Here is a 20,000-nt window from a genome sequence, read left to right on the forward strand (position 1 = left end):
CCCTCAGCTGACCGGGCCGCCGAAGGCCTCGATACGGTCACCGTCAGCCAGCTTCACGATCGCCCGCTTGGTGGCCTTGCGCTGACCGAAACCGGTCTTCGTGCGCTTGCGCTTGCCCTCACGGTTGAGCGTGTTGACCGTCAGGACGCGGACGTTGAAGATCTGCTGGATAGCGATCTTGATCTCGGTCTTGTTCGCGTCCGGGCGCACCAGGAAGGTGTACCAGTTCCGGTTCAGCTCGCTGTAGCTCTTCTCCGAGACGACCGGCGCGACGATGATGTCCCGCGGATCGGCGATCGTGCTCACTTGCCACCCTCCTCGGTGGTCTCGGCGGGAACACCCAGGAACTCGTCCAGGGCGTCCTTGGTGAAGACCACGTCGTCGGCCACCAGCACGTCGTACGTGTTGAGCTGGCCGGCCTCGATCAGGTGCACCCGCGGCTCATTGCGCAGCGACACCCAGTTCAGCTCGTCGGTGCTGCTCAGCACGACCAGGACCCGGGTGGCCTCGGTCAGCTTGCCCAGCGTGGCCAGGGCGGCCTTGGTCGACGGCTTCTCGCCCGAGACGAACGCCTCGACGACGTGCACCTGGCCGGCGCGCGCCCGGTCGGAGAGAGCGCCACGCAGGGCGGCGGCCTTCATCTTCTTCGGGGTCCGCTGGCTGTAGTCACGCGGCACCGGACCGTGGACCACGCCACCGCCGGCGAACTGCGGCGCGCGGATCGAACCCTGACGGGCCCGACCGGTGCCCTTCTGCTTGTACGGCTTCTTGCCGCCGCCGGCGACCTCGCCGCGGGTCTTGGCCTTGTGCGTGCCCTGGCGGGCTGCCGCGAGCTGGGCCACCACGACCTGGTGCATCAGCGCGAGGTTGGCCTGGACGTCGAAGATGTCGCCCGGCAGCTCGACGGAGCTGCTCTTGGCGCCTTCGACGTTGAGGACGTCAACGGTGGTCACTTGGCCACACCGCCCTTCTTCACCTTGGTCTTGGCCGCGCTGCGGACCAGGACCAGCGCGCCCTTGGGACCGGGAATGGCCCCACGAACGAGCAGGAGGTTGTTCTCGGTGTCGACCGCCTGGACGGTCAGGTTCTGGACGGTGTAGCGCACGCCACCCATCCGGCCGGCCATCCGGGTGCCCTTGAAGACGCGACCCGGGGTGGCGCACGCGCCGATCGAGCCCGGTGAGCGGTGCTTGCGCTCGACACCGTGGCTGGCGCGCAGGCCGTGGAAGCCGTGCCGCTTCATCGGGCCGGCGTAGCCCTTGCCCTTGGTCCTGCCGGTGACGTCGATGCTGACGCCGACCGGGAACTCCTCGACCGTGACCTCCTGGCCCAGCGAGTAGTCCGCGGCGTCCGCGGTGCGCAGCTCGACGATGTGTCGGCGCGGCGCCACGTCCGCCTTCGCGTAGTGCCCGCTGACCGGCTTCTTCACCTTGCGCGGGTCGATCGTGCCGTAGGCGAGCTGGACTGCGGCGTAACCGTCCTTCTCCGCGCTACGAACCTGGCTGATGACGCACGGGCCGGCCTGAACCACGGTCACCGGGACAACACGGTTGTTGTCCCAGACCTGGGTCATGCCGAGCTTTGCGCCCAGGATCCCCTTGACTTGCCTGTCCATTTGTCCGGTCCCTACAGCTTGATCTCGATGTCGACGCCAGCCGGCAGGTCGAGGCGCATGAGCGAGTCGACCGTCTTCGGAGTCGGGTCGATGATGTCGATCAGCCGCTTGTGAGTGCGCATCTCGAAGTGCTCGCGCGAGTCCTTGTACTTGTGCGGCGAGCGGATGACGCAGAAACGGTTGATCTCCGTGGGCAGCGGCACCGGGCCAGCGACCTGCGCCCCGGTACGCGTCACCGTCTCGACGATCTTCCGCGCCGAGGAGTCGACGACCTCGTGGTCATAGGCCTTGAGCCGGATGCGGATCTTCTGTCCCGCCATGGTGGCTTCTGTTCCTTCTCTCGATGCCGCTGTGTTGCGGGCACCTGCACCGGCTGGCACAGGCCCACTTCCGCCGACCCCCGCGGTCGGGCGTGTCGCGCCCTCGGACCAGGCTCCGCCCCGGGTCTCCGGAGCTCTGCTGACCGCGCGGTGGGTCATGGCGCCGATCGCGTCACCGCGACCTGAACGCCGTGCGAGGGTGGTTGGCCGCCAGGGACAGGCCAACCACCCTACGCGCGACTGTCCAACGACCCGGAGGTCCAGCGAGCGCCGGACGCGGGCGACGAACTGTCGTTACGCAACCTGACTAGTATGCCCCACTACCGGCGGCAACGCTAATCGGGGTTACCCAGCTCACTTGATGATCTTGGTGACGCGACCAGCGCCGACCGTACGGCCACCCTCCCGGATCGCGAACTTGAGGTTGTCCTCCATCGCGATGGGCTGGATCAGGTTCACGGTCATCGTGGTGTTGTCGCCCGGCATGACCATCTCGGTGCCCTCGGGCAGCGTGACGACGCCGGTGACGTCCGTGGTCCGGAAGTAGAACTGCGGACGGTAGTTCTGGAAGAACGGGGTGTGCCGGCCGCCCTCCTCCTTGGAGAGGATGTAGACCGTCGCCTCGAACTCGGTGTGCGGGGTGTTCGAGCCCGGCTTCACCACGACCATGCCGCGCTCGACCTCGTCGCGCTTGGTGCCACGCAGCAGCAGGCCGACGTTCTCGCCTGCGCGGGCGTCGTCCAGGGTCTTCCGGAACATCTCGATCGCGGTGACCTTGGTCTTGAAGCCCTTCTCCTTGATACCGACGAGCTCGACATCCTCGTTCGGCAGGAGAACGCCACGCTCGACGCGACCGGTGACGACGGTGCCACGACCGGTGATCGTGAAGACGTCCTCGACCGGCATCAGGAACGGCTTGTCGACCTCGCGCTCCGGCTGCGGGATCGCGGTGTCGACCGCGTTCATCAGCTCGAGCAGCTTCTCGGTCCAGACCGGGTCGCCCTCGAGCGCCTTCAGCGCGGAGACCTGGACGACCGGCAGGTCGTCACCCGGGTACTCCTGCGACGAGAGCAGCTCACGGACCTCGAGCTCGACGAGCTCCAGGAGCTCCTCGTCGTCGACCATGTCGCTCTTGTTCAGCGCCACGACGATGTACGGCACGCCGACCTGACGGGCCAGCAGCACGTGCTCGCGGGTCTGCGGCATCGGGCCGTCGGTCGCCGCGACCACCAGGATCGCGCCGTCCATCTGGGCGGCACCGGTGATCATGTTCTTGATGTAGTCGGCGTGCCCGGGGCAGTCGACGTGCGCGTAGTGCCGAGACTCGGTCTGGTACTCGACGTGCGCGATCGAGATCGTGATACCGCGGGCCTTCTCCTCCGGCGCCTTGTCGATCTGGTCGAACGGCGTGTAGGGGTTCAGGTCGGGGTACTGGTCGTGCAGGACCTTGGTGATGGCCGCCGTCAGCGTCGTCTTACCGTGGTCGATGTGACCAATGGTGCCGATGTTGACGTGCGGCTTAGTCCGCTCGAACTTAGCCTTCGCCACTGGTGTCCTCCTGTGGACTTCTTGGTTCGTTCGCCCCGGCGCGCCAGGTCGGCGCTTAGGACTCTGTCGACAGCCTTTCCGGCCTCGCGGCCGGAGAGCTTTGGTGGGTTCTGCGGCGATGAAGCCTACAGGCCCGGTCTCACGCAACCCGACCGAGGTGGCCGCCGGCGGGGATACCCTCCCGCGACCAGCCCCGGTTCATCCGGTCAGCTCGGGTGAGCGTCACTCACCCGTGGCCTTGGCGATGATCTCCTTCGCCACGCTCTGCGGAACCTCGGCGTAGGAGTCGAACTGCATGCTGTAGCTAGCCCGGCCCTGGGTCTTCGACCGCAGGTCGCCGACGTAGCCGAACATCTCCGACAACGGCACCAGGGCCTTCACGATGCGGGCGCCGCTGCGCTCCTCCATCGCCTGGATGATGCCGCGGCGGGAGTTGAGGTCGCCGATGACGTCACCCATGTTCTCCTCAGGAGTGGTGACCTCAACGGCCATCATCGGCTCGAGCAGTGCGGGGTCGGCCTTGCGGGCCGCCTCCTTCATCACCATCGAGCCGGCGATCTTGAACGCCATTTCCGAGGAGTCGACCTCGTGGTACTGGCCGTCGAGCAGCGTCAGCTTGACACCGACCAGCGGGAAGCCGGCCAGGATGCCGTACTGCAGCGCGTCCTGGGCGCCCGCGTCCACCGACGGGATGAACTCCCGGGGGATACGGCCACCGGTCACGGCGTTGGCGAACTCGTACGTCGGGGAGTCGTTGTCCAGCGGCAGCGGCTCCACGCTGACGATGACCCGGGCGTACTGGCCGGAACCACCGGTCTGCTTCTTGTGGGTGTACTCGATCTTGTCCACCTTGCGGCGGATGGTCTCGCGGTACGCCACCTGCGGCTTGCCGATGTTCGCCTCGACGTTGAACTCGCGGCGCATCCGGTCGACCAGGATGTCCAGGTGCAGCTCGCCCATGCCGGAGATGACCGTCTGACCGGTCTCCTCGTCCAGCTTGACGCGGAAGGTCGGGTCCTCCTCCGCCAGCCGCTGGATGGCGGTGCTGAGCTTCTCCTGGTCGGCCTTGGTCTTCGGCTCGATGGCGACCTCGATGACCGGCTCCGGGAAGGTCATCGACTCCAGGATGACCGGGTTCGCCGGGTCACACAGGGTGTCACCGGTGGTGGTCTGCTTCAGACCCTGCACCGCGATGATGTCGCCAGCCTGGGCCGAGCCGCGCTCTTCCCGCTTGTTGGCGTGCATCTGGTAGATCTTGCCGATCCGCTCCTTGCGGTCCTTGGTGGAGTTGACCACCTGGTTGCCGGTCTCGACCGTGCCGGAGTAGACCCGGACGTAGGTGAGCTTGCCGAGGTGCTTGTCGGTCTGGATCTTGAAGGCCAGGCCGGCGAACGGCTCCGCCTTCGACGGCTTCCGCTGCATCGGCGTCTCGCCGTCCGTCGCCGTGCCCTCGATCGCCGGAACGTCCAGCGGCGACGGCAGGAAGTCCACGACCGCGTCGAGCATGGGCTGGATGCCCTTGTTCTTGAAGGCGGTACCGGTGAGCACCGGGTTGGCCTTGCCACCGATGGTGGCGCGGCGGATGGCGGCCTTGATCTCCTCGACGGAGATCTCCTCGCCCTCCAGGTACTTCTCCATCACCGCGTCGTCGACGTCGGCCAGGGTCTCCATCAGCTTCTCGCGCCACTCCGCGGCGGAGTCGGCGAGGTCGGCCGGGATCTCCTCGATCGCGTAGTCCTCACCCTTCTGGGTCTCCCCGCGCCAGGTGAGGGCGCGCATGCCGATCAGGTCGACGACGCCGATGAAGTTGCTCTCGGCGCCGATCGGGATCTGGAGCACCAGCGGGGTGGCGTTGAGCCGGTCGATCATCATCTGCACGCAGCGGAAGAAGTCGGCGCCGGTCCGGTCGAGCTTGTTGACGAAGCACATCCGCGGGACGTCGTACTTGTCGGCCTGACGCCAGACGTTCTCCGTCTGCGGCTCCACGCCGGCCACACCGTCGTAGACCGCGACCGCACCGTCCAGCACCCGCAGCGACCGCTCAACCTCGACCGTGAAGTCGACGTGGCCGGGCGTGTCGATGATCTGGATCGTGTGGCCCTTCCACTCACACTTGGTGGCAGCGGAGGTGATGGTGATACCACGCTCCTGCTCCTGCTCCATCCAGTCCATGACGGCAGCGCCCTCGTGGACCTCACCGATCTTGTACGTGATACCGGTGTAGAAGAGGATCCGCTCGGTGGTGGTGGTCTTACCGGCATCGATGTGAGCCATGATGCCGATGTTGCGTACGTTGGCGAGCGCGTCTGCGGCGGCCACTTCAATCCCTACTTATCGTCGTCTCGACACAACTGGTGGCGGTTCCGGCGCCCCGAGAGGCGCCGGAACCATGTGTGTTACCAGCGGTAGTGCGCGAAGGCCTTGTTCGACTCGGCCATCTTGTGCGTGTCCTCGCGGCGCTTCACGGCGGCGCCCAGACCGTTGCTCGCGTCCAGCAGCTCGTTCATGAGCCGCTCGACCATGGTCTTCTCGCGCCGGGCCTTGGAGTACGTCACCAGCCAGCGCAGACCGAGGGTGGTCGCGCGGGTCGGGCGGACCTCGACCGGCACCTGGTAGGTGGCGCCACCGACGCGACGGCTGCGCACCTCGAGGGTCGGCTTGACGTTGTCCATCGCCCGCTTGAGGGTGACGACCGGGTCAGTGCCGGACTTCTCGCGGCAGCCCTCCAGGGCGGCGTACACGATACGCTCGGCGAGCTGACGCTTGCCACGCATAAGGATCTTGTTCACCAGCTGGGTGACCAACGGCGAGTTGTACACCGGGTCAGCGACCAGCGGCTTCCGCGGAGCGGGTCCCTTGCGCGGCATCTCAGCTCTTCTCCTTCTTCGCGCCGTAACGGCTGCGCGCCTGCTTGCGGTTGCGGACACCCTGGGTGTCCAGCGAACCGCGAACGATCTTGTAACGCACGCCGGGGAGGTCCTTCACCCGGCCGCCGCGAACGAGCACGATCGAGTGCTCCTGCAGGTTGTGACCCACGCCCGGGATGTAGGCGGTCACCTCGATCTGGCTGCTGAGCTTGACGCGAGCGACCTTACGGAGCGCCGAGTTCGGCTTCTTGGGGGTGGTGGTGTACACGCGGGTGCACACACCGCGCCGCTGAGGGGAACCCTTCAGCGCCGGGGTCTTGGTCTTGGTCGTCTTGGCCTTGCGGCCCTTTCGGACCAGCTGCTGAATCGTGGGCACCGGGTTTCTCCGCTCCCTTCGGCCGCCATCCGGCGGCCGCGCCGTCTACTCGTAACCGCCCCTGATGGGAAGGCTCTCCTACATTCCGGCCAGGGCCACCTTGCGGAGGTCCCGGCACCCGCGGTCGGGCGTGTCGCCCAGCTCACGGTCCCGGTGCCGCCGCTCGCGCGCGCACCGGATTCTCTGTCACCGGCTCGCGATCACCCGCGCCGGGTCTTTAGCTGTGTCGTGTCGCCGCATGATCACCAGGTGGCCCGGGTCCAGCGCACGCACGAGTCGCCCGGGCAGGCCCGGGCGCAAGGGGAAAGAGTACCTATCACAGCCGCACAGGTCAAAACGGAGAGGTCCCGGAGATCAGCGTCACCGCCCTGCCGGCCGAACCGTCGTGCCTGCCCATCCGCGATGGGCACCTACGGAAACAAGTGTAACGGCTTCCGCCGGAGACGACCCGGTCGCCCCCGCGCAGGGCCCCGACCGGCAGGCGCCGTCCGTCCCCGCCACCTCAGCGGCCCGGCAGGACCGAACGCCTCGGGCCGGCCGCCCGACGCCGTCGATCACCGGGCCCGGCGGACCACCGGCTCAGCCGAGACCGGTGATCAGCGCCAGGCCCAGACCGAGCAGGCTGAGCACCAGGCCCGAAGCGCCGCAACTGATCCCCGCCAGGGCCAGGCCCCGGCCGGTGAACCGCACCGCGGGCGGCGGCGCGGGTCGTCGGATCTGTCGCGTGCTGAGCAGACCGGCCACCACGGCCGCCGCCCCGGCCAGCACCGCGAGGAACGCGAACACACCGGCGGCCCAGACCCCCTGCGAGGCCGCGGTCGCCCCCAGACAGATCACCAGGAGCGCGACCAGGGCCGAGGCGATCCCGGCCACCAACGAGCCGACCGCGAGCCCGGAGGTGACCGGGGGGACGTCGAGGTGCACCACGCCGAACGGGGTGCCGGGCACCGGGTCGACCCGCTTCGGCGGCCGGGGGGCCTCCCGCGGCGGCGGAGGCACCCGCCCCCAGCCGGTGCCCGGCCCGCCCCAGCCGGGGCCCGCCTGCTGGCCCGGATACCCCACCGGTCCCGCTGCGGGGTGAGCCCCTGCCGGTTGCCCGGACCAGGCCGCCTGCGTCGGGTACGGGCCGGCCGGACGCGCACCGCCGGACGGACCCGCCGGCGACGCCCAGCCGACCTGTGACGCGGTGCCCGGGTGCGACGCGGGACCGCCCGGCGACGCGGGACCGCCCGGCGACGCGGGACCGCCCGGCGGGAACGGGCCCGGAGGAGATCCCGCGTTCCCGGTCGGTGGGGGCGGTGGGGAGACCGGCGGCGGCGCGTACTCCACGGAGGCGGCCTCCGGGGCGATGCGGGGCCCGGCGTCCGCGTCGGCAGCCGGCCTGGCCCACGGGCTCTCCCCCGGCGATGCGGGGGGCCCGGCCGGATCCGGGGGCGCGGCGGGTCGCTCCGCCGGATCGCCCGAGGGCCGCGCCGGTTCCGTCACGAGGGCCTCCAGTCGCCGGTCGCTGTCCACCGCCGCGCGACGGACACCGGTCAGGCTACCGCCGCCGCCCCAGCCCTCGTGGGTGGGCGGGGACGCATCCCCCGGGACGGTCAGTCCACGTTCGGCGCGTAGTCGTGCCCGAACGGCTGCCCGGCCAGCCGGACCAGCCCGATCACCACCGCCACCACGACGGTCGTCGCGACCAGGACCAACCCCGCCCAGGCCAGCCGCTCCCCCCGCCGCAGCCAGGCCCCACCGGTGAGGAAACCCCCCGAGGCGTACGCCTCCCGCCGGGCCTGACGGGCCAGCACGAGGGCGAGCGTGGCCGGCACCACCCCACCGACGAAGAGCCCGGTGAGCGCGCCCATCAGGCCGAGAGCGAAGACCGCGCGGGCCTTGCTGGACCGCACCGGGTCAGGATCGAGCGGATGGCGCGGCCCCGGCTGCGCGACGGGCACCTGCCCGGGTGCGGTCGTCATGCCCACCATCATGCCCCTCCGGCCCGGTCGGCGACCCGCCCCCGCCACCCTCTTCCCCGTCGGAGCCGCCCACCGCCGGACGGGGTTCGGCACGCACAGCACCCGGTCGGGAGATCTCTTTCATCGGTTCTGGCCGAACCGAGATGCGACGAGGCCCCCGGCGGCTGCCGGGGGCCTCGTCGTTCCTACTGCCTAGCGGTACGACCCGAAGTCGAAGTCGTCCAGCGGCACAGCCTGCCCGCTGGCCGGCCCGAAGCCGTAGTCGGTCTCCGGGTAGCCGGTCATCGAGTAGACCTTGGCCTTGGCCTCCTCGGTCGGCTCGACCCGGACGTTGCGGTACTTGCTGATGCCCGTACCTGCCGGGATGAGCTTACCGATGATCACGTTCTCCTTGAGGCCGACCAGCGAGTCGCTGCGCGAGTTGATCGCCGCGTCGGTCAGTACCCGGGTGGTCTCCTGGAAGGAGGCCGCCGACAGCCAGGAGTCCGTGGCCAGCGAGGCCTTGGTGATACCCATCAGCACCGGGCGACCGGCGGCGGGCTCGCCGCCCTCGGAGACGAGCCGGCGGTTCTCCGACTCGAACAGCGCCCGGTCGACCAGCACACCCGGCAGGAACTCGGTCGAGCCGGAGTCGATGACCGTCACCCGCTTCAGCATCTGGCGGATGATGATCTCGATGTGCTTGTCGTGGATGAGCACACCCTGCGAGCGGTAGACCTGCTGGACCTCCTGGGTCAGGTGGACCTGGACCGCGCGCGGGCCGAGGATGCGCAGCAGCTCGTGCGGGTCGATGGTGCCCTCGGTGAGCTTCTCGCCGACCTCGACGTGGTCGCCGTCGTGGGCCCGCAGCCGGACCCGCTTGGAGATCTTGTCGTAGACGATCTCCTCGCTGCCGTCGTCCGGCACAACGATGATCTTCCGCGACCGCTCGCCGTCCTCGATCCGGATCCGGCCCGGGGTGTCGGCGATCGGCGCCTTGCCCTTCGGGACCCGGGCCTCGAAGATCTCCTGGACGCGGGGCAGACCCTGGGTGATGTCCTCACCCGCGACACCACCGGTGTGGAACGTACGCATCGTCAGCTGCGTACCGGGCTCACCGATCGACTGGGCGGCGATGATGCCGACCGCCTCGCCGACGTCCACGGTCTTGCCGGTCGGCAGCGAGCGGCCGTAGCACGCACCGCAGACGCCCAGCTTCGACTCGCAGGTGAGCACGCTGCGCACCCGCACCGTCTCCACCCCGGCGGCGACGATTCGGTCGACCCCGATGGAGTTGACGTCCTGGCCGCGCTCGGCGACGACGTTGCCGTCCGGCCCCTTGATGTCGTCCGCCAGGGTCCGGGCGTGCACGCTGGTCTCGGCGTGCTCGTGGACGTACAGCTTGCCGTCGCGCCGCTCGCCGATCTGCATCGGGATGGCCCGGTCGGTGCCGCAGTCCTCCTCGCGGATGATGACGTCCTGCGACACGTCCACCAGACGACGGGTCAGGTAACCCGAGTCGGCGGTCCGCAGCGCGGTGTCGGCGAGACCCTTGCGGGCACCGTGCGTGGAGATGAAGTACTCCAGCACGGACAGACCCTCCCGGTAGCTGGCCTTGATCGGCCGGGGGATGATCTCGCCCTTCGGGTTGGCCACCAGACCACGGATCGCGGCGATCTGACGGAGCTGGAGCAGGTTACCGCGGGCACCCGAGTGGATCATCTTCCACAGGGGGTTCTCCTGCGGCAGCGCGGTGTCCATCTCCTTGGCGACCTCGTTGGTCGCCTTGGTCCAGATCTCGATGAGCTCGCCGCGACGCTCCTCGGCGGTCATCAGACCCCGCTGGTACTGCTTGTCGATCCGGTCGGCTTCCTTCTCGTACTTCTCCAGGATCTCCCGCTTGCGCGGCGGAGCGATGACGTCCTCCATGCCGATCGTCACGCCGGACCAGGTGGCCCAGTGGAAACCGGCCTCCTTGAGGCCGTCCAGGGTGGCGGCCAGCGCCACCTTCGGGAAGCGCTCGGCCAGGTCGTTGACGATCGCGGAGAGCTGCCCCTTGCGGATCTCGTAGTTCACGAAGCGGTAGCCCTGCGGCAACGTCTCGTTGAACAGCACCCGGCCCAGGGTGGTCTCGACGGTGAGCGGGTCACCCTCGACCCAGCCCTCCGGCGCGACCCACGGCTCGGCGCCGGCGCCGTTGTCGACCCCGACCAGCCCGCGCAGGCGGATCTTCACCGGCGCCTGCAGGTGCAGCTCGCTGGCGTCGAAGGCCATCCGGGCCTCGGCGTCCGAGCTGAACGGCCGGCCCTCGCCCTTCTCACCGGCCCTGAGGTGGGTGAGGTGGTACAGGCCGATGACCATGTCCTGGGTGGGCATCGTGACCGGCTTGCCGTCGGCCGGCTTGAGGATGTTGTTCGACGACAGCATCAGGATCCGAGCCTCGGCCTGAGCCTCGGCGGACAGCGGCACGTGCACCGCCATCTGGTCACCGTCGAAGTCGGCGTTGAACGCGGTGCAGACCAGCGGGTGGATCTGGATCGCCTTGCCCTCGACGAGCTGCGGCTCGAAGGCCTGGATGCCCAGTCGGTGCAGGGTCGGCGCGCGGTTCAGCAGCACCGGGTGCTCGCCGATGACCTCTTCCAGCACGTCCCACACGACCGGCCGCTGCCGCTCGACCATCCGCTTGGCGGACTTGATGTTCTGCGCGTGGTTGAGGTCCACCAGCCGCTTCATCACGAACGGCTTGAACAGCTCCAGCGCCATCTGCTTGGGCAGACCGCACTGGTGCAGCTTCAGCTTCGGGCCGACCACGATGACCGAACGGCCGGAGTAGTCGACGCGCTTGCCGAGCAGGTTCTGCCGGAACCGGCCCTGCTTGCCCTTGAGCATGTCGGACAGCGACTTGAGCGGGCGGTTGCCCGGGCCGGTGACCGGCCGGCCGCGGCGGCCGTTGTCGAACAGCGCGTCGACGGCCTCCTGGAGCATCCGCTTCTCGTTGTTGACGATGATCTCGGGCGCGCCGAGGTCGATCAGCCGCTTGAGGCGGTTGTTCCGGTTGATCACGCGGCGGTACAGGTCGTTCAGGTCGGAGGTCGCGAAGCGGCCACCGTCGAGCTGCACCATCGGGCGCAGGTCCGGCGGGATGACCGGGACGCAGTCCAGCACCATGCCGAGCGGCGAGTTGCGGGTGTTCAGGAACGCCGCCACGACCTTGAGCCGCTTGAGCGCCCGGATCTTCCGCTGACCCTTGCCGGAGCGGATGGTCTCGCGCAGGCTCTCGGCCTCGGTGGAGAGGTCCATGTTCTGAACCAGCGCCTTGATGGCCTCGGCACCCATCGCGCCGGTGAAGTACTCGCCGAACCGGTCGCGCAGCTCCCGGTAGAGCAGCTCGTCGGTGACCAGTTGCTTCGAGTCCAGCTTGCGGAAGGTGTCGAGCACCTCGTCCAGGCGGTCGATCTCGCGCTGGGCCCGGTCGCGGATCTGGCGCATCTCGCGCTCTCCGCCCTCCTTGACCTTGCGCCGGACGTCCGCCTTCGCGCCCTCGGCCTCCAGCTCGGCCAGGTCGGCCTCGAGCTTGGCGGCCCGCTTCTCGATCTCCGAGTCACGGCTGTTCTCGGCCTGCCGCTTCTCGGCCAGGATCTCGTTCTCGATGGTCGAGAGGTCGCGGTGACGCGACTCGGCGTCCACGCTCGTGATCACGTACGAGGCGAAGTAGATGATCTTTTCGAGGTCCTTCGGGGCGAGGTCCAGCAGGTAACCCAGCCGGCTCGGCACGCCCTTGAAGTACCAGATGTGGGTCACCGGAGCGGCCAGCTCGATGTGACCCATCCGCTCCCGGCGGACCTTGGAGCGGGTCACCTCGACGCCGCAGCGCTCGCAGATGATGCCCTTGAACCGGACCCGCTTGTACTTACCGCAGTAGCACTCCCAGTCCCGCTGCGGGCCGAAGATCTTCTCGCAGAAGAGCCCGTCCTTTTCCGGCTTGAGGGTGCGGTAGTTGATCGTCTCAGGCTTCTTGACCTCGCCGTGCGACCACTGACGGATGTCGTCGGCGGTGGCGAGACCGATGCGCAGCTCGTCGAAGAAGTTGACGTCGAGCACTATGTCCCCTATGTCGTCGTCTGTACTGCTTAGCTATTGGGTGGGGTCGGGAGCCGGCGAGCCGGCTCCCGACCGCTCACCTCAGACCTCTTCGACCGAGCTCGGCTCGCGCCGGGACAGGTCGATGCCCAGCTCCTCCGCGGCCCGGAACACCTCGTCGTCGGTCTCGCGCATCTCCAGGGCCACACCGTCGCTGGAGAGCACCTCAACGTTGAGGCACAGCGACTGCAGCTCCTTGAGCAACACCTTGAACGACTCCGGAATGCCCGGCTCCGGGATGTTCTCGCCCTTGACGATCGCCTCGTAGACCTTGACCCGGCCCAGGACGTCGTCGGACTTGATCGTGAGCAGCTCCTGCAGGGCGTACGCGGCGCCGTACGCCTGCATCGCCCAGCACTCCATCTCACCGAAGCGCTGGCCACCGAACTGCGCCTTACCACCCAGCGGCTGCTGCGTGATCATCGAGTACGGGCCGGTCGACCGGGCGTGGATCTTGTCGTCGACCAGGTGGTTGAGCTTCAGGATGTAGATGTAACCGACCGCGATCGGGTCCGGCAGCGGCTCGCCCGAGCGGCCGTCGTACAGCTGCGCCTTGCCGGTGGAGCCGATCAGCTGCTTGCCGTCCCGGTTGGGCAGGGTCGACGAGAGCAGACCGGAGATCTCCTCCTCGCGGGCGCCGTCGAAGACCGGCGTGGCCACGTTGGTGTCCGGCTCGGACTCGTGCGCCTCGATGGAGCGCAGCTGGCGCTTCCACTCGGTGTCGTCGCCGTCGACGCTCCAACCCGTCTTGGCCACCCAGCCGAGGTGCGTCTCCAGCACCTGGCCGATGTTCATCCGGGACGGAACACCCAGCGGGTTCAGCACGATGTCGACCGGGGTGCCGTCCTCCAGGAACGGCATGTCCTCGATCGGCAGGATCTTCGAGATGACGCCCTTGTTGCCGTGCCGGCCGGCGAGCTTGTCGCCGTCCTGGATCTTCCGCTTCTGGGCGACGTAGACCCGGACCAGCTCGTTGACGCCCGGCGGCAGCTCGTCGCCGTCCTCGCGGGAGAAGGTACGCACGCCGATGACCGTGCCGGTCTCACCGTGCGGCACCTTCAGCGAGGTGTCCCGGACCTCGCGCGCCTTCTCGCCGAAGATCGCGCGGAGCAGCCGCTCCTCCGGGGTCAGCTCGGTCTCGCCCTTGGGCGTGACCTTGCCGACCAGGATGTCGCCGGGAACGACCTCGGCGCCGATCCGGATGATGCCGCGCTCGTCGAGGTCGGCGAGCATCTCCTCGCTGACGTTCGGGATGTCGCGGGTGATCTCCTCCGGGCCGAGCTTGGTGTCCCGGGCGTCGACCTCGTGCTCCTCGATGTGGATCGAGGTGAGCACGTCCTGCTGCACGAGGCGCTGCGACAGGATGATCGCGTCCTCGTAGTTGTGGCCCTCCCAGCACATGAACGCCACCAGCAGGTTGCGCCCGAGCGCCATCTCGCCCTCGTCGGTGCACGGACCGTCGGCGATGACCTGACCGGCCTCGACGCGGTCGCCCTCGAAGACGACCGGCTTCTGGTTGACGCAGGAGCCGGCGTTGGAGCGGCGGAACTTGTGCAGCAGGTACGTCCGGCGGTGGCCGTCGTCCTGGTGGATGGTGATGTAGTCGGCGCAGAGGTCCTCGATGACACCGCCGACCTCGGCCACGACCACGTCACCGGCGTCGACGGCGGCGCGGTACTCCATGCCGGTGCCGACCAACGGCGACTCGGCCTTGACCAGCGGCACCGCCTGGCGCTGCATGTTCGCGCCCATCAGTGCCCGGTTGGCGTCGTCGTGCTCGAGGAACGGGATCATCGCGGTCGCGACCGAGGTCATCTGCCGTGGCGACACGTCCATGTAGTCGACGGCGCCGGGGATCACGTCCTCGGTCTCGCCACCCTTACGGCGGCACAGGACCCGGTCCTCGGCGAACGTGCCGTCGGCCCGCAGCGGTGCGTTGGCCTGCGCCTTGACGAACCGGTCCTCCTCGTCCGCGGTCAGGTAGTCGATCTGGTCGGTGACCCGACCCTCGACGACCTTCCGGTACGGCGTCTCGATGAAGCCGAACGGGTTGACCCGGGCGAAGGTGGAGAGCGCGCCGATCAGGCCGATGTTCGGGCCTTCCGGCGTCTCGATCGGGCACATCCGGCCGTAGTGGGACGGGTGCACGTCGCGGACCTCGAAGCCGGCCCGCTCCCGGGACAGACCACCCGGGCCGAGCGCGCTCAGCCGGCGCCGGTGGGTCAGGCCCGCCAGCGGGTTGGTCTGGTCCATGAACTGGGACAGCTGCGACGTGCCGAAGAACTCCTTGATCGCCGCCACGACGGGGCGGATGTTGATCAGGGTCTGCGGCGTGATCGCCTCGACGTCCTGGGTGGTCATCCGCTCGCGGACGACCCGCTCCATCCGGGACAGACCGACCCGGACCTGGTTCTGGATCAGCTCGCCCACGGTGCGCAGGCGCCGGTTGCCGAAGTGGTCGATGTCGTCGGCCTCGTAGCCGTCCTCGCCGGCGTGCAGCCGGCAGAGGTACTCCACGGTGGCGACGATGTCGTCCTCGGTCAGGGTGCCGGTGGTGATCGGCACGCCCACTTCGAGCTTCTTGTTGAACTTGTACCGACCGACCTTGGCGACGTCGTACCGCTTCGGGTTGAAGAAGAGGTTGTCGAGCAGGGTCTGGGCGTTCTCACGGGTCGGCGGCTCGCCAGGGCGGAGCTTCCGGTAGATGTCGAGCAACGCCTCGTCGGCGCCGGCGATGTGGTCCTTCTCGAGCGTGGTCATCAGCAGCTCGGACCAGCCGAACTTCTCGCGGATCCGCTCGGCGGACCAACCGATGGCCTTGAGCAGGACCGTGACGGCCTGCCGGCGCTTGCGGTCGATGCGGACGCCGACCGTGTCGCGCTTGTCGATGTCGAACTCCAGCCAGGCACCCCGACTCGGGATGACCTTGACGCTGGAGAGGTCGCGGTCGGAGGTCTTGTCCGGCTCTTTCGAGAAGTACACGCCCGGCGAGCGGACGAGCTGGCTGACCACGACGCGCTCGGTGCCGTTGATGATGAAGGTGCCCTTCGGCGTCATCATCGGGAAGTCACCCATGAACACCGTCTGGCTCTTGATCTCGCCGGTGGTGTTGTTGGTGAACTCCGCGGTCACGAACAGCGGGGCGCAGTAGGTCAGGTCCTTCTCCTTGCACTCCTCGATCGAGGCCTTGACCTCGTCGAAGCGCGGCGCCGAGAAGGAGAGCGACATGGTGCCGGAGAAGTCCTCAATAGGACTGATCTCTTCGAGGATTTCCGCGAGACCCGAGCGTGCGTGCGGGTCGTCCGCCGACCGGCCCTGCCAACCCTCGTTGCCGACGAGCCAGTCGAAGGACTCGTTCTGAATGGCGAGGAGGTTGGGGACCTCGAGGTGTTCGGTGATCCTGCCGAAAGAGACTCGGCGGGGAGCGAAAGCGCTCGACGTACGACTGGTCTTCGCAGGGCGGGAAGCTGCCAAGATGCGTCCTTCCGAGGACCGGTGCTGCAGAACGGCTGGTACGCGTGCACTCCAATATCCCCACCAGAAATACCCGCAATCGGACATTTCTGCGCAGGGGTCAAGTCGGAAGGCAGCGCAAACTAGCAGTGTAGCCGAGAGGCTAACCGCTGTCCAGCCCAGGCCGCAGGTCGTCGCGGAACGCGCCTCGGCGTCCCCCGAAAGAGGGACGACCGGGCCGCTCGGAACGCGGCGGACCTACGGATCCGCTCGGGTGCGGCGGCCGGTGGTGCCGCCGCTGCCAATACCCAAGAGGTGGCCGTTGCAAGCGCGGAAGGTCTTGCAGGTGTCAGCGTGCCTGGCGGCCCGGGGCCGCGTCAAGGGCCGGTCTCGCCCGCGACACGTGTTTCCCACCCACGGACGACCCTCACTCCGGCCGTACCGCCGGGCGCCGGGCGTCCGCGCCCTGCTCAGAACGTTGCTGGCGGTCCCAGCACGAACACGGCGGGCGACGATCCGAATTCGAGATCGTCGCCCGCCGTGTCGGAGTACGCCCCGGCTCACGTGAACCTGAGCCGGGTCCGCGCCCGGTCAGCCCCAATTACTTGAGGGTGACCTTGGCGCCCTCGCCCTCGAGCTTGGCCTTGGCCTTGTCGGCGGTCTCCTTGTTGACCTTCTCCAGGACCGCCTTCGGCGCGGCCTCGACAAGGTCCTTGGCCTCCTTGAGGCCCAGGCCGGTCAGCTCACGCACGACCTTGATGACCTGGATCTTCTTGCCACCGTCGGCGTCGAGGACGACGTCGAACTCGTCCTTCTCCGGCTCGGCCTCGGCGGCGGCCGGGGCAGCGCCCCCGGCGGCGACGGCGACCGGAGCCGCGGCGGTGACCTCGAAGGTCGTCTCGAACTGCTTCACGAACTCGGAGAGCTCGATCAGCGTCATCTCCTTGAACGCGTCAAGCAGCTCGTCGGTGCTGAGCTTCGCCATATCTGGCGTCCTTTCCTAATGTTTGACTAAGAACGTGGGTGCGCCGCGGGGCCTCAGGCCGCCTCGGCGCCCTCCTTCTCGCGCTTGTCCTGCAGGGCTGCCGCGACACGAGCGGTCTTCGACAGCGGGGCCTGGAACAGGGCCGCGGCCTTGCTCAGGTTGCCCTTCATCGCGCCGGCCAGCTTGGCCAGCAGCACCTCGCGGGACTCCAGGTCGGCAAGCTTCGTGACCTCGGCCGCGGAAATGGCCTTGCCCTCGAAGACGCCGCCCTTGATGACAAGCTTCGGGTTGGCCTTCGCGAAGTCGCGAAGCCCCTTCGCCGCCTCGACGACGTCGCCCGAAACGAAAGTCAGCGCGGTAGGACCGGTGAACAGCTCGTCGAGCCCGGAGATGCCCGCGTCGGTCGCGGCACGCTTCGCCAGCGTGTTCTTCGCGACCGTGTAGGTGGTCTCCTTGCCGAGCGAGCGCCGCAGCTGGGTGAGCTGGGAAACCGTCAGACCACGGTACTCGGTCAGCACCGTAGCGCCCGCGTTGCGGAAGTTCTCGGTCAGCTCGACGACGGCCGTGGCCTTGTCGGCCCGGATCGGCTTGTCCGCCATGTCCCTCCTCTCTCGTTGCTCCAGGCTGGTCCACCGGGAAGCCGGCAGGCTTCCGCGATACCGGAGGGCCACGACAACGAGAAACGCCCCGGCGCAGGGCGCACGGGGCGAGGGTCGGCCGGTCGCACCGCAGTCGGCGGACCACGGGAACACGGCCAAGTTTCGCTTGCCGCCCTGCGCGGGTCGCCCGTCGAAGCGGGACCTTCGACCGTGCCGGGGCACGGTGACCAGCGGTCTCTGGGTGTTACTTCGCCCCAAGGCTACGCGACACGCCCCTGACCGCCAAATCGCCCTCGGGTGCGCCCGGTCACTCCCCCGCCGGTGATCGACCCCGTTCGCCGCGCACCGGGGCCCTCAGCGGACCGGTAGGGCGCAACGTGCGGTAGCCCGGACGGTCGCGATCAGACGCGGACCCGGCGGCGCCAGGCGTACGCGGCCAGTGCCGTCGCGCTCCAGGCGACCCCCCACCCGCTGAGCAGGGCCAGGGTGGCACCGGACGGTCCGGCGGCGGCGGCCCGGGCGGTGGACATCACCGGCGGCGCCAACCACGGGACCACCGAGTCGGAGAGACCCAGGACCAGCGTGCCGACCACGCCGAGCGCCAGCACCGCGACGCCGTACCCGGCGCTGCCCGTGACGGCCCGGCTGGCCAGCGCGCCGAGCGCCACGGCTGCCGGCAGGGCGAGCAGGTGCGCCCAGACGCCGAGGGCGACACCGGCGGCCAGCGACCGGCCGCCCGGCGGCACCTGGCTGGTCACCCCGCCCACCAGCCACGGGTAGACCAGGCCGGCGGCGACCGTACCCAGCCCGGCCACGACCGCCGCGAGCAGCCCGGCGGCCCGCTCCCGGGCCGCCCCGGCGAGCACCAGCGCCAGCCGCCGCTGCACGTCCGGCTCGACGTCGAGCAGGATCTTGGTCTGCCAGGCCAGCACCGGGAACAGCACCACCGCCGAGACGCCGTACGCCTCGCCCGGCTGGGCCCGCCCGCCGCCGTAGAGGACGCCGAGGGCGAGCAGGCCGGCCAGCAGGGGCGCGACCGCCCGTCCGGTACGCAGGAAGCCGGCCAGCCTCAGCCGGACCAGCGCGCTCACCGGCTCACCCGCCCTGCCGGCCCGGAGGCCGGCACGTCCTCGTCGACAGGGCCCGGCGGACCGCTGATCGGGGGCGCGACGGGTGCGGCCGGCGCGCCGGCGACGGGAGCCGCCGGCTCCCCGACGGCAGCGGCGCCCGGCTCCCCGGCGGCGCAGGCGGGCGTGCCACCGGCGGCGAGGGCGGTCGGCTCGCCGGCAACCGGTGCGACCGGTTCCCCGGCGACGAGGGCGGTCGGCTCTTCGGCAACCGTCGCGACCGGTTCCCCGGCGACGAGGGCGGTCGGCGTCCTGGCGAGGGCGTCGGGCGGGACGGCGTCGGAGCGTACCCGTAGGACGTGGTGGCCGTCGGCGCGCAAACGGGCGACGGTGCCGGCCAGCCGTGCGGCCGGTACCGCGACCTCGACCACGACGAGCGCGTCGGCCGGCGCGTCGGCCGGCGGCTGCACGGTGACGGTGCCGGCGGCGACGGCCCAGCGGGCGGCGCCCGGCAGCCGTGCCGTCTCGCCCCGATGGTCGCTCACCAGCACCGACCCGCCGGCCGCCAGAACCTCGCCGATCAGCCCGGGGACCAGTTCCCGGGCGGCAGCGTCAAGGCCCTCCCACGGCTCGTCGAGGATGAGCAGATCGGGCCGGCGCAGCATCGCCTGGGCCAGGCCCACCTTCTGGGCCGTGCCCTTGGACAGCTCGGGAAGGCGCACGCCGCGGAACCGCGCCAGGCTCAGCCGCTCGGTCCACCGGTCGACCGCCAGGTCCGCCTCGCCCCCACCCAGTCCGGCCACCCGGGCCATCCCGGCCAGGTAACGCCTCACGGTGAACGGCTGGTCGACAGGGAACCGCTCCGGCACCCAGCCGACGTGCCGCGGGCGGTCGACGATCCCGCCCCGGGTCGGCCTGAGCACCCCGGCCGCCAACTGGAGCAGAGTGGACTTGCCGGCGCCGTTGCGGCCGAGCACCACGGCGGCCTCGCCCGGGTCGAGCCGCAGGCTGGTCTCCCGCAGCACCCACGGGCCGCGCCGGTGGTACCGCAGCCACACACCCTCCCACCGCATGCCGCGAGCCTGCC

General features: G+C 69.5%; 16 protein-coding genes. All 16 read right to left on the bottom strand.

Features of this window, described 5'->3' with window-relative positions; genetic code table 11:
- Positions 1-3: 3 nt before the first annotated feature.
- The gene (gene rplW, locus ABT023_RS05490) at positions 4-306 is read right to left on the bottom strand and encodes a 50S ribosomal protein L23 (RefSeq protein ID WP_161685913.1); all 303 of its coding nucleotides are present in this window, start codon (positions 304-306) and stop codon (positions 4-6) included.
- The gene (gene rplD, locus ABT023_RS05495) at positions 303-953 is read right to left on the bottom strand and encodes a 50S ribosomal protein L4 (protein ID WP_350881974.1); all 651 of its coding nucleotides are present in this window, start codon (positions 951-953) and stop codon (positions 303-305) included. Before rplD ends, rplW begins: the two co-directional genes overlap by 4 nt.
- The gene (gene rplC, locus ABT023_RS05500) at positions 950-1,615 is read right to left on the bottom strand and encodes a 50S ribosomal protein L3 (protein ID WP_350881976.1); all 666 of its coding nucleotides are present in this window, start codon (positions 1,613-1,615) and stop codon (positions 950-952) included. Before rplC ends, rplD begins: the two co-directional genes overlap by 4 nt.
- Before the next feature lie 11 nt (positions 1,616-1,626).
- The gene (gene rpsJ, locus ABT023_RS05505) at positions 1,627-1,935 is read right to left on the bottom strand and encodes a 30S ribosomal protein S10 (RefSeq protein ID WP_007073037.1); all 309 of its coding nucleotides are present in this window, start codon (positions 1,933-1,935) and stop codon (positions 1,627-1,629) included.
- Positions 1,936-2,289: 354 nt separating this feature from the next.
- Positions 2,290-3,483, bottom strand: coding sequence for an elongation factor Tu (tuf, locus tag ABT023_RS05510; RefSeq protein ID WP_350881978.1), 1,194 nt, complete (start codon positions 3,481-3,483; stop codon positions 2,290-2,292).
- A 222-nt stretch (positions 3,484-3,705) separates the two neighbouring features.
- On the bottom strand, positions 3,706-5,802 hold the full coding sequence (gene fusA, locus ABT023_RS05515; RefSeq protein ID WP_350881980.1) for an elongation factor G: 2,097 nt from the start codon (positions 5,800-5,802) through the stop codon (positions 3,706-3,708).
- 77 nt (positions 5,803-5,879) lie between these two features.
- Complete coding sequence (rpsG, locus tag ABT023_RS05520; protein ID WP_161685923.1) at positions 5,880-6,350, bottom strand: 30S ribosomal protein S7; 471 nt, start codon at positions 6,348-6,350, stop codon at positions 5,880-5,882.
- 1 nt (position 6,351) lies between these two features.
- Complete coding sequence (gene rpsL, locus ABT023_RS05525; protein WP_320066535.1) at positions 6,352-6,726, bottom strand: 30S ribosomal protein S12; 375 nt, start codon at positions 6,724-6,726, stop codon at positions 6,352-6,354.
- Positions 6,727-7,305: 579 nt separating this feature from the next.
- The gene (locus ABT023_RS05530; protein WP_350882116.1) at positions 7,306-7,674 is read right to left on the bottom strand and encodes a hypothetical protein; all 369 of its coding nucleotides are present in this window, start codon (positions 7,672-7,674) and stop codon (positions 7,306-7,308) included.
- Between the two features lie 647 nt (positions 7,675-8,321).
- Positions 8,322-8,690 (bottom strand): hypothetical protein, encoded by a 369-nt coding sequence (locus ABT023_RS05535; protein ID WP_350881983.1) that lies wholly within the window; start codon positions 8,688-8,690, stop codon positions 8,322-8,324.
- Between the two features lie 192 nt (positions 8,691-8,882).
- The gene (locus ABT023_RS05540; protein WP_350881985.1) at positions 8,883-12,770 is read right to left on the bottom strand and encodes a DNA-directed RNA polymerase subunit beta'; all 3,888 of its coding nucleotides are present in this window, start codon (positions 12,768-12,770) and stop codon (positions 8,883-8,885) included.
- Between the two features lie 81 nt (positions 12,771-12,851).
- On the bottom strand, positions 12,852-16,283 hold the full coding sequence (rpoB, locus tag ABT023_RS05545) for a DNA-directed RNA polymerase subunit beta (protein WP_350881987.1): 3,432 nt from the start codon (positions 16,281-16,283) through the stop codon (positions 12,852-12,854).
- 580 nt (positions 16,284-16,863) lie between these two features.
- Positions 16,864-17,247 carry a 50S ribosomal protein L7/L12 gene (rplL, locus tag ABT023_RS05550; RefSeq protein ID WP_350881989.1) on the bottom strand — a complete coding sequence of 128 codons (384 nt, stop codon included), beginning with the start codon at positions 17,245-17,247 and terminating at the stop codon, positions 16,864-16,866.
- A 53-nt stretch (positions 17,248-17,300) separates the two neighbouring features.
- Positions 17,301-17,846, bottom strand: coding sequence for a 50S ribosomal protein L10 (rplJ, locus tag ABT023_RS05555; protein WP_350881990.1), 546 nt, complete (start codon positions 17,844-17,846; stop codon positions 17,301-17,303).
- Positions 17,847-18,247: 401 nt separating this feature from the next.
- Entirely contained in the window at positions 18,248-18,937 is a 690-nt protein-coding gene (locus ABT023_RS05560) for a hypothetical protein (RefSeq protein WP_350881992.1), read from the bottom strand.
- Entirely contained in the window at positions 18,934-19,986 is a 1,053-nt protein-coding gene (locus ABT023_RS05565; RefSeq protein ID WP_350881994.1) for an ATP-binding cassette domain-containing protein, read from the bottom strand. The genes ABT023_RS05560 and ABT023_RS05565 overlap by 4 nt, the downstream gene beginning before the upstream one ends.
- Positions 19,987-20,000 lie beyond the last annotated feature (14 nt).

It is taken from the genome of Micromonospora sp. NPDC002296 (assembly GCF_040296145.1).
GTDB lineage: Bacteria > Actinomycetota > Actinomycetes > Mycobacteriales > Micromonosporaceae > Micromonospora.

Coding starts and splice junctions, on each gene's coding strand:
- rpsJ (WP_007073037.1), bottom strand. CDS start 1,935: ATGGCGGGACAGAAGATCCGCATCCGGCTCAAGGCCTATGACCACGAG.
- rpsG (WP_161685923.1), bottom strand. CDS start 6,350: ATGCCGCGCAAGGGACCCGCTCCGCGGAAGCCGCTGGTCGCTGACCCG.
- ABT023_RS05565 (WP_350881994.1), bottom strand. CDS start 19,986: ATGCGGTGGGAGGGTGTGTGGCTGCGGTACCACCGGCGCGGCCCGTGG.
- rplJ (WP_350881990.1), bottom strand. CDS start 17,846: ATGGCGGACAAGCCGATCCGGGCCGACAAGGCCACGGCCGTCGTCGAG.
- rplL (WP_350881989.1), bottom strand. CDS start 17,247: ATGGCGAAGCTCAGCACCGACGAGCTGCTTGACGCGTTCAAGGAGATG.
- rplC (WP_350881976.1), bottom strand. CDS start 1,615: ATGGACAGGCAAGTCAAGGGGATCCTGGGCGCAAAGCTCGGCATGACC.
- ABT023_RS05535 (WP_350881983.1), bottom strand. CDS start 8,690: ATGACGACCGCACCCGGGCAGGTGCCCGTCGCGCAGCCGGGGCCGCGC.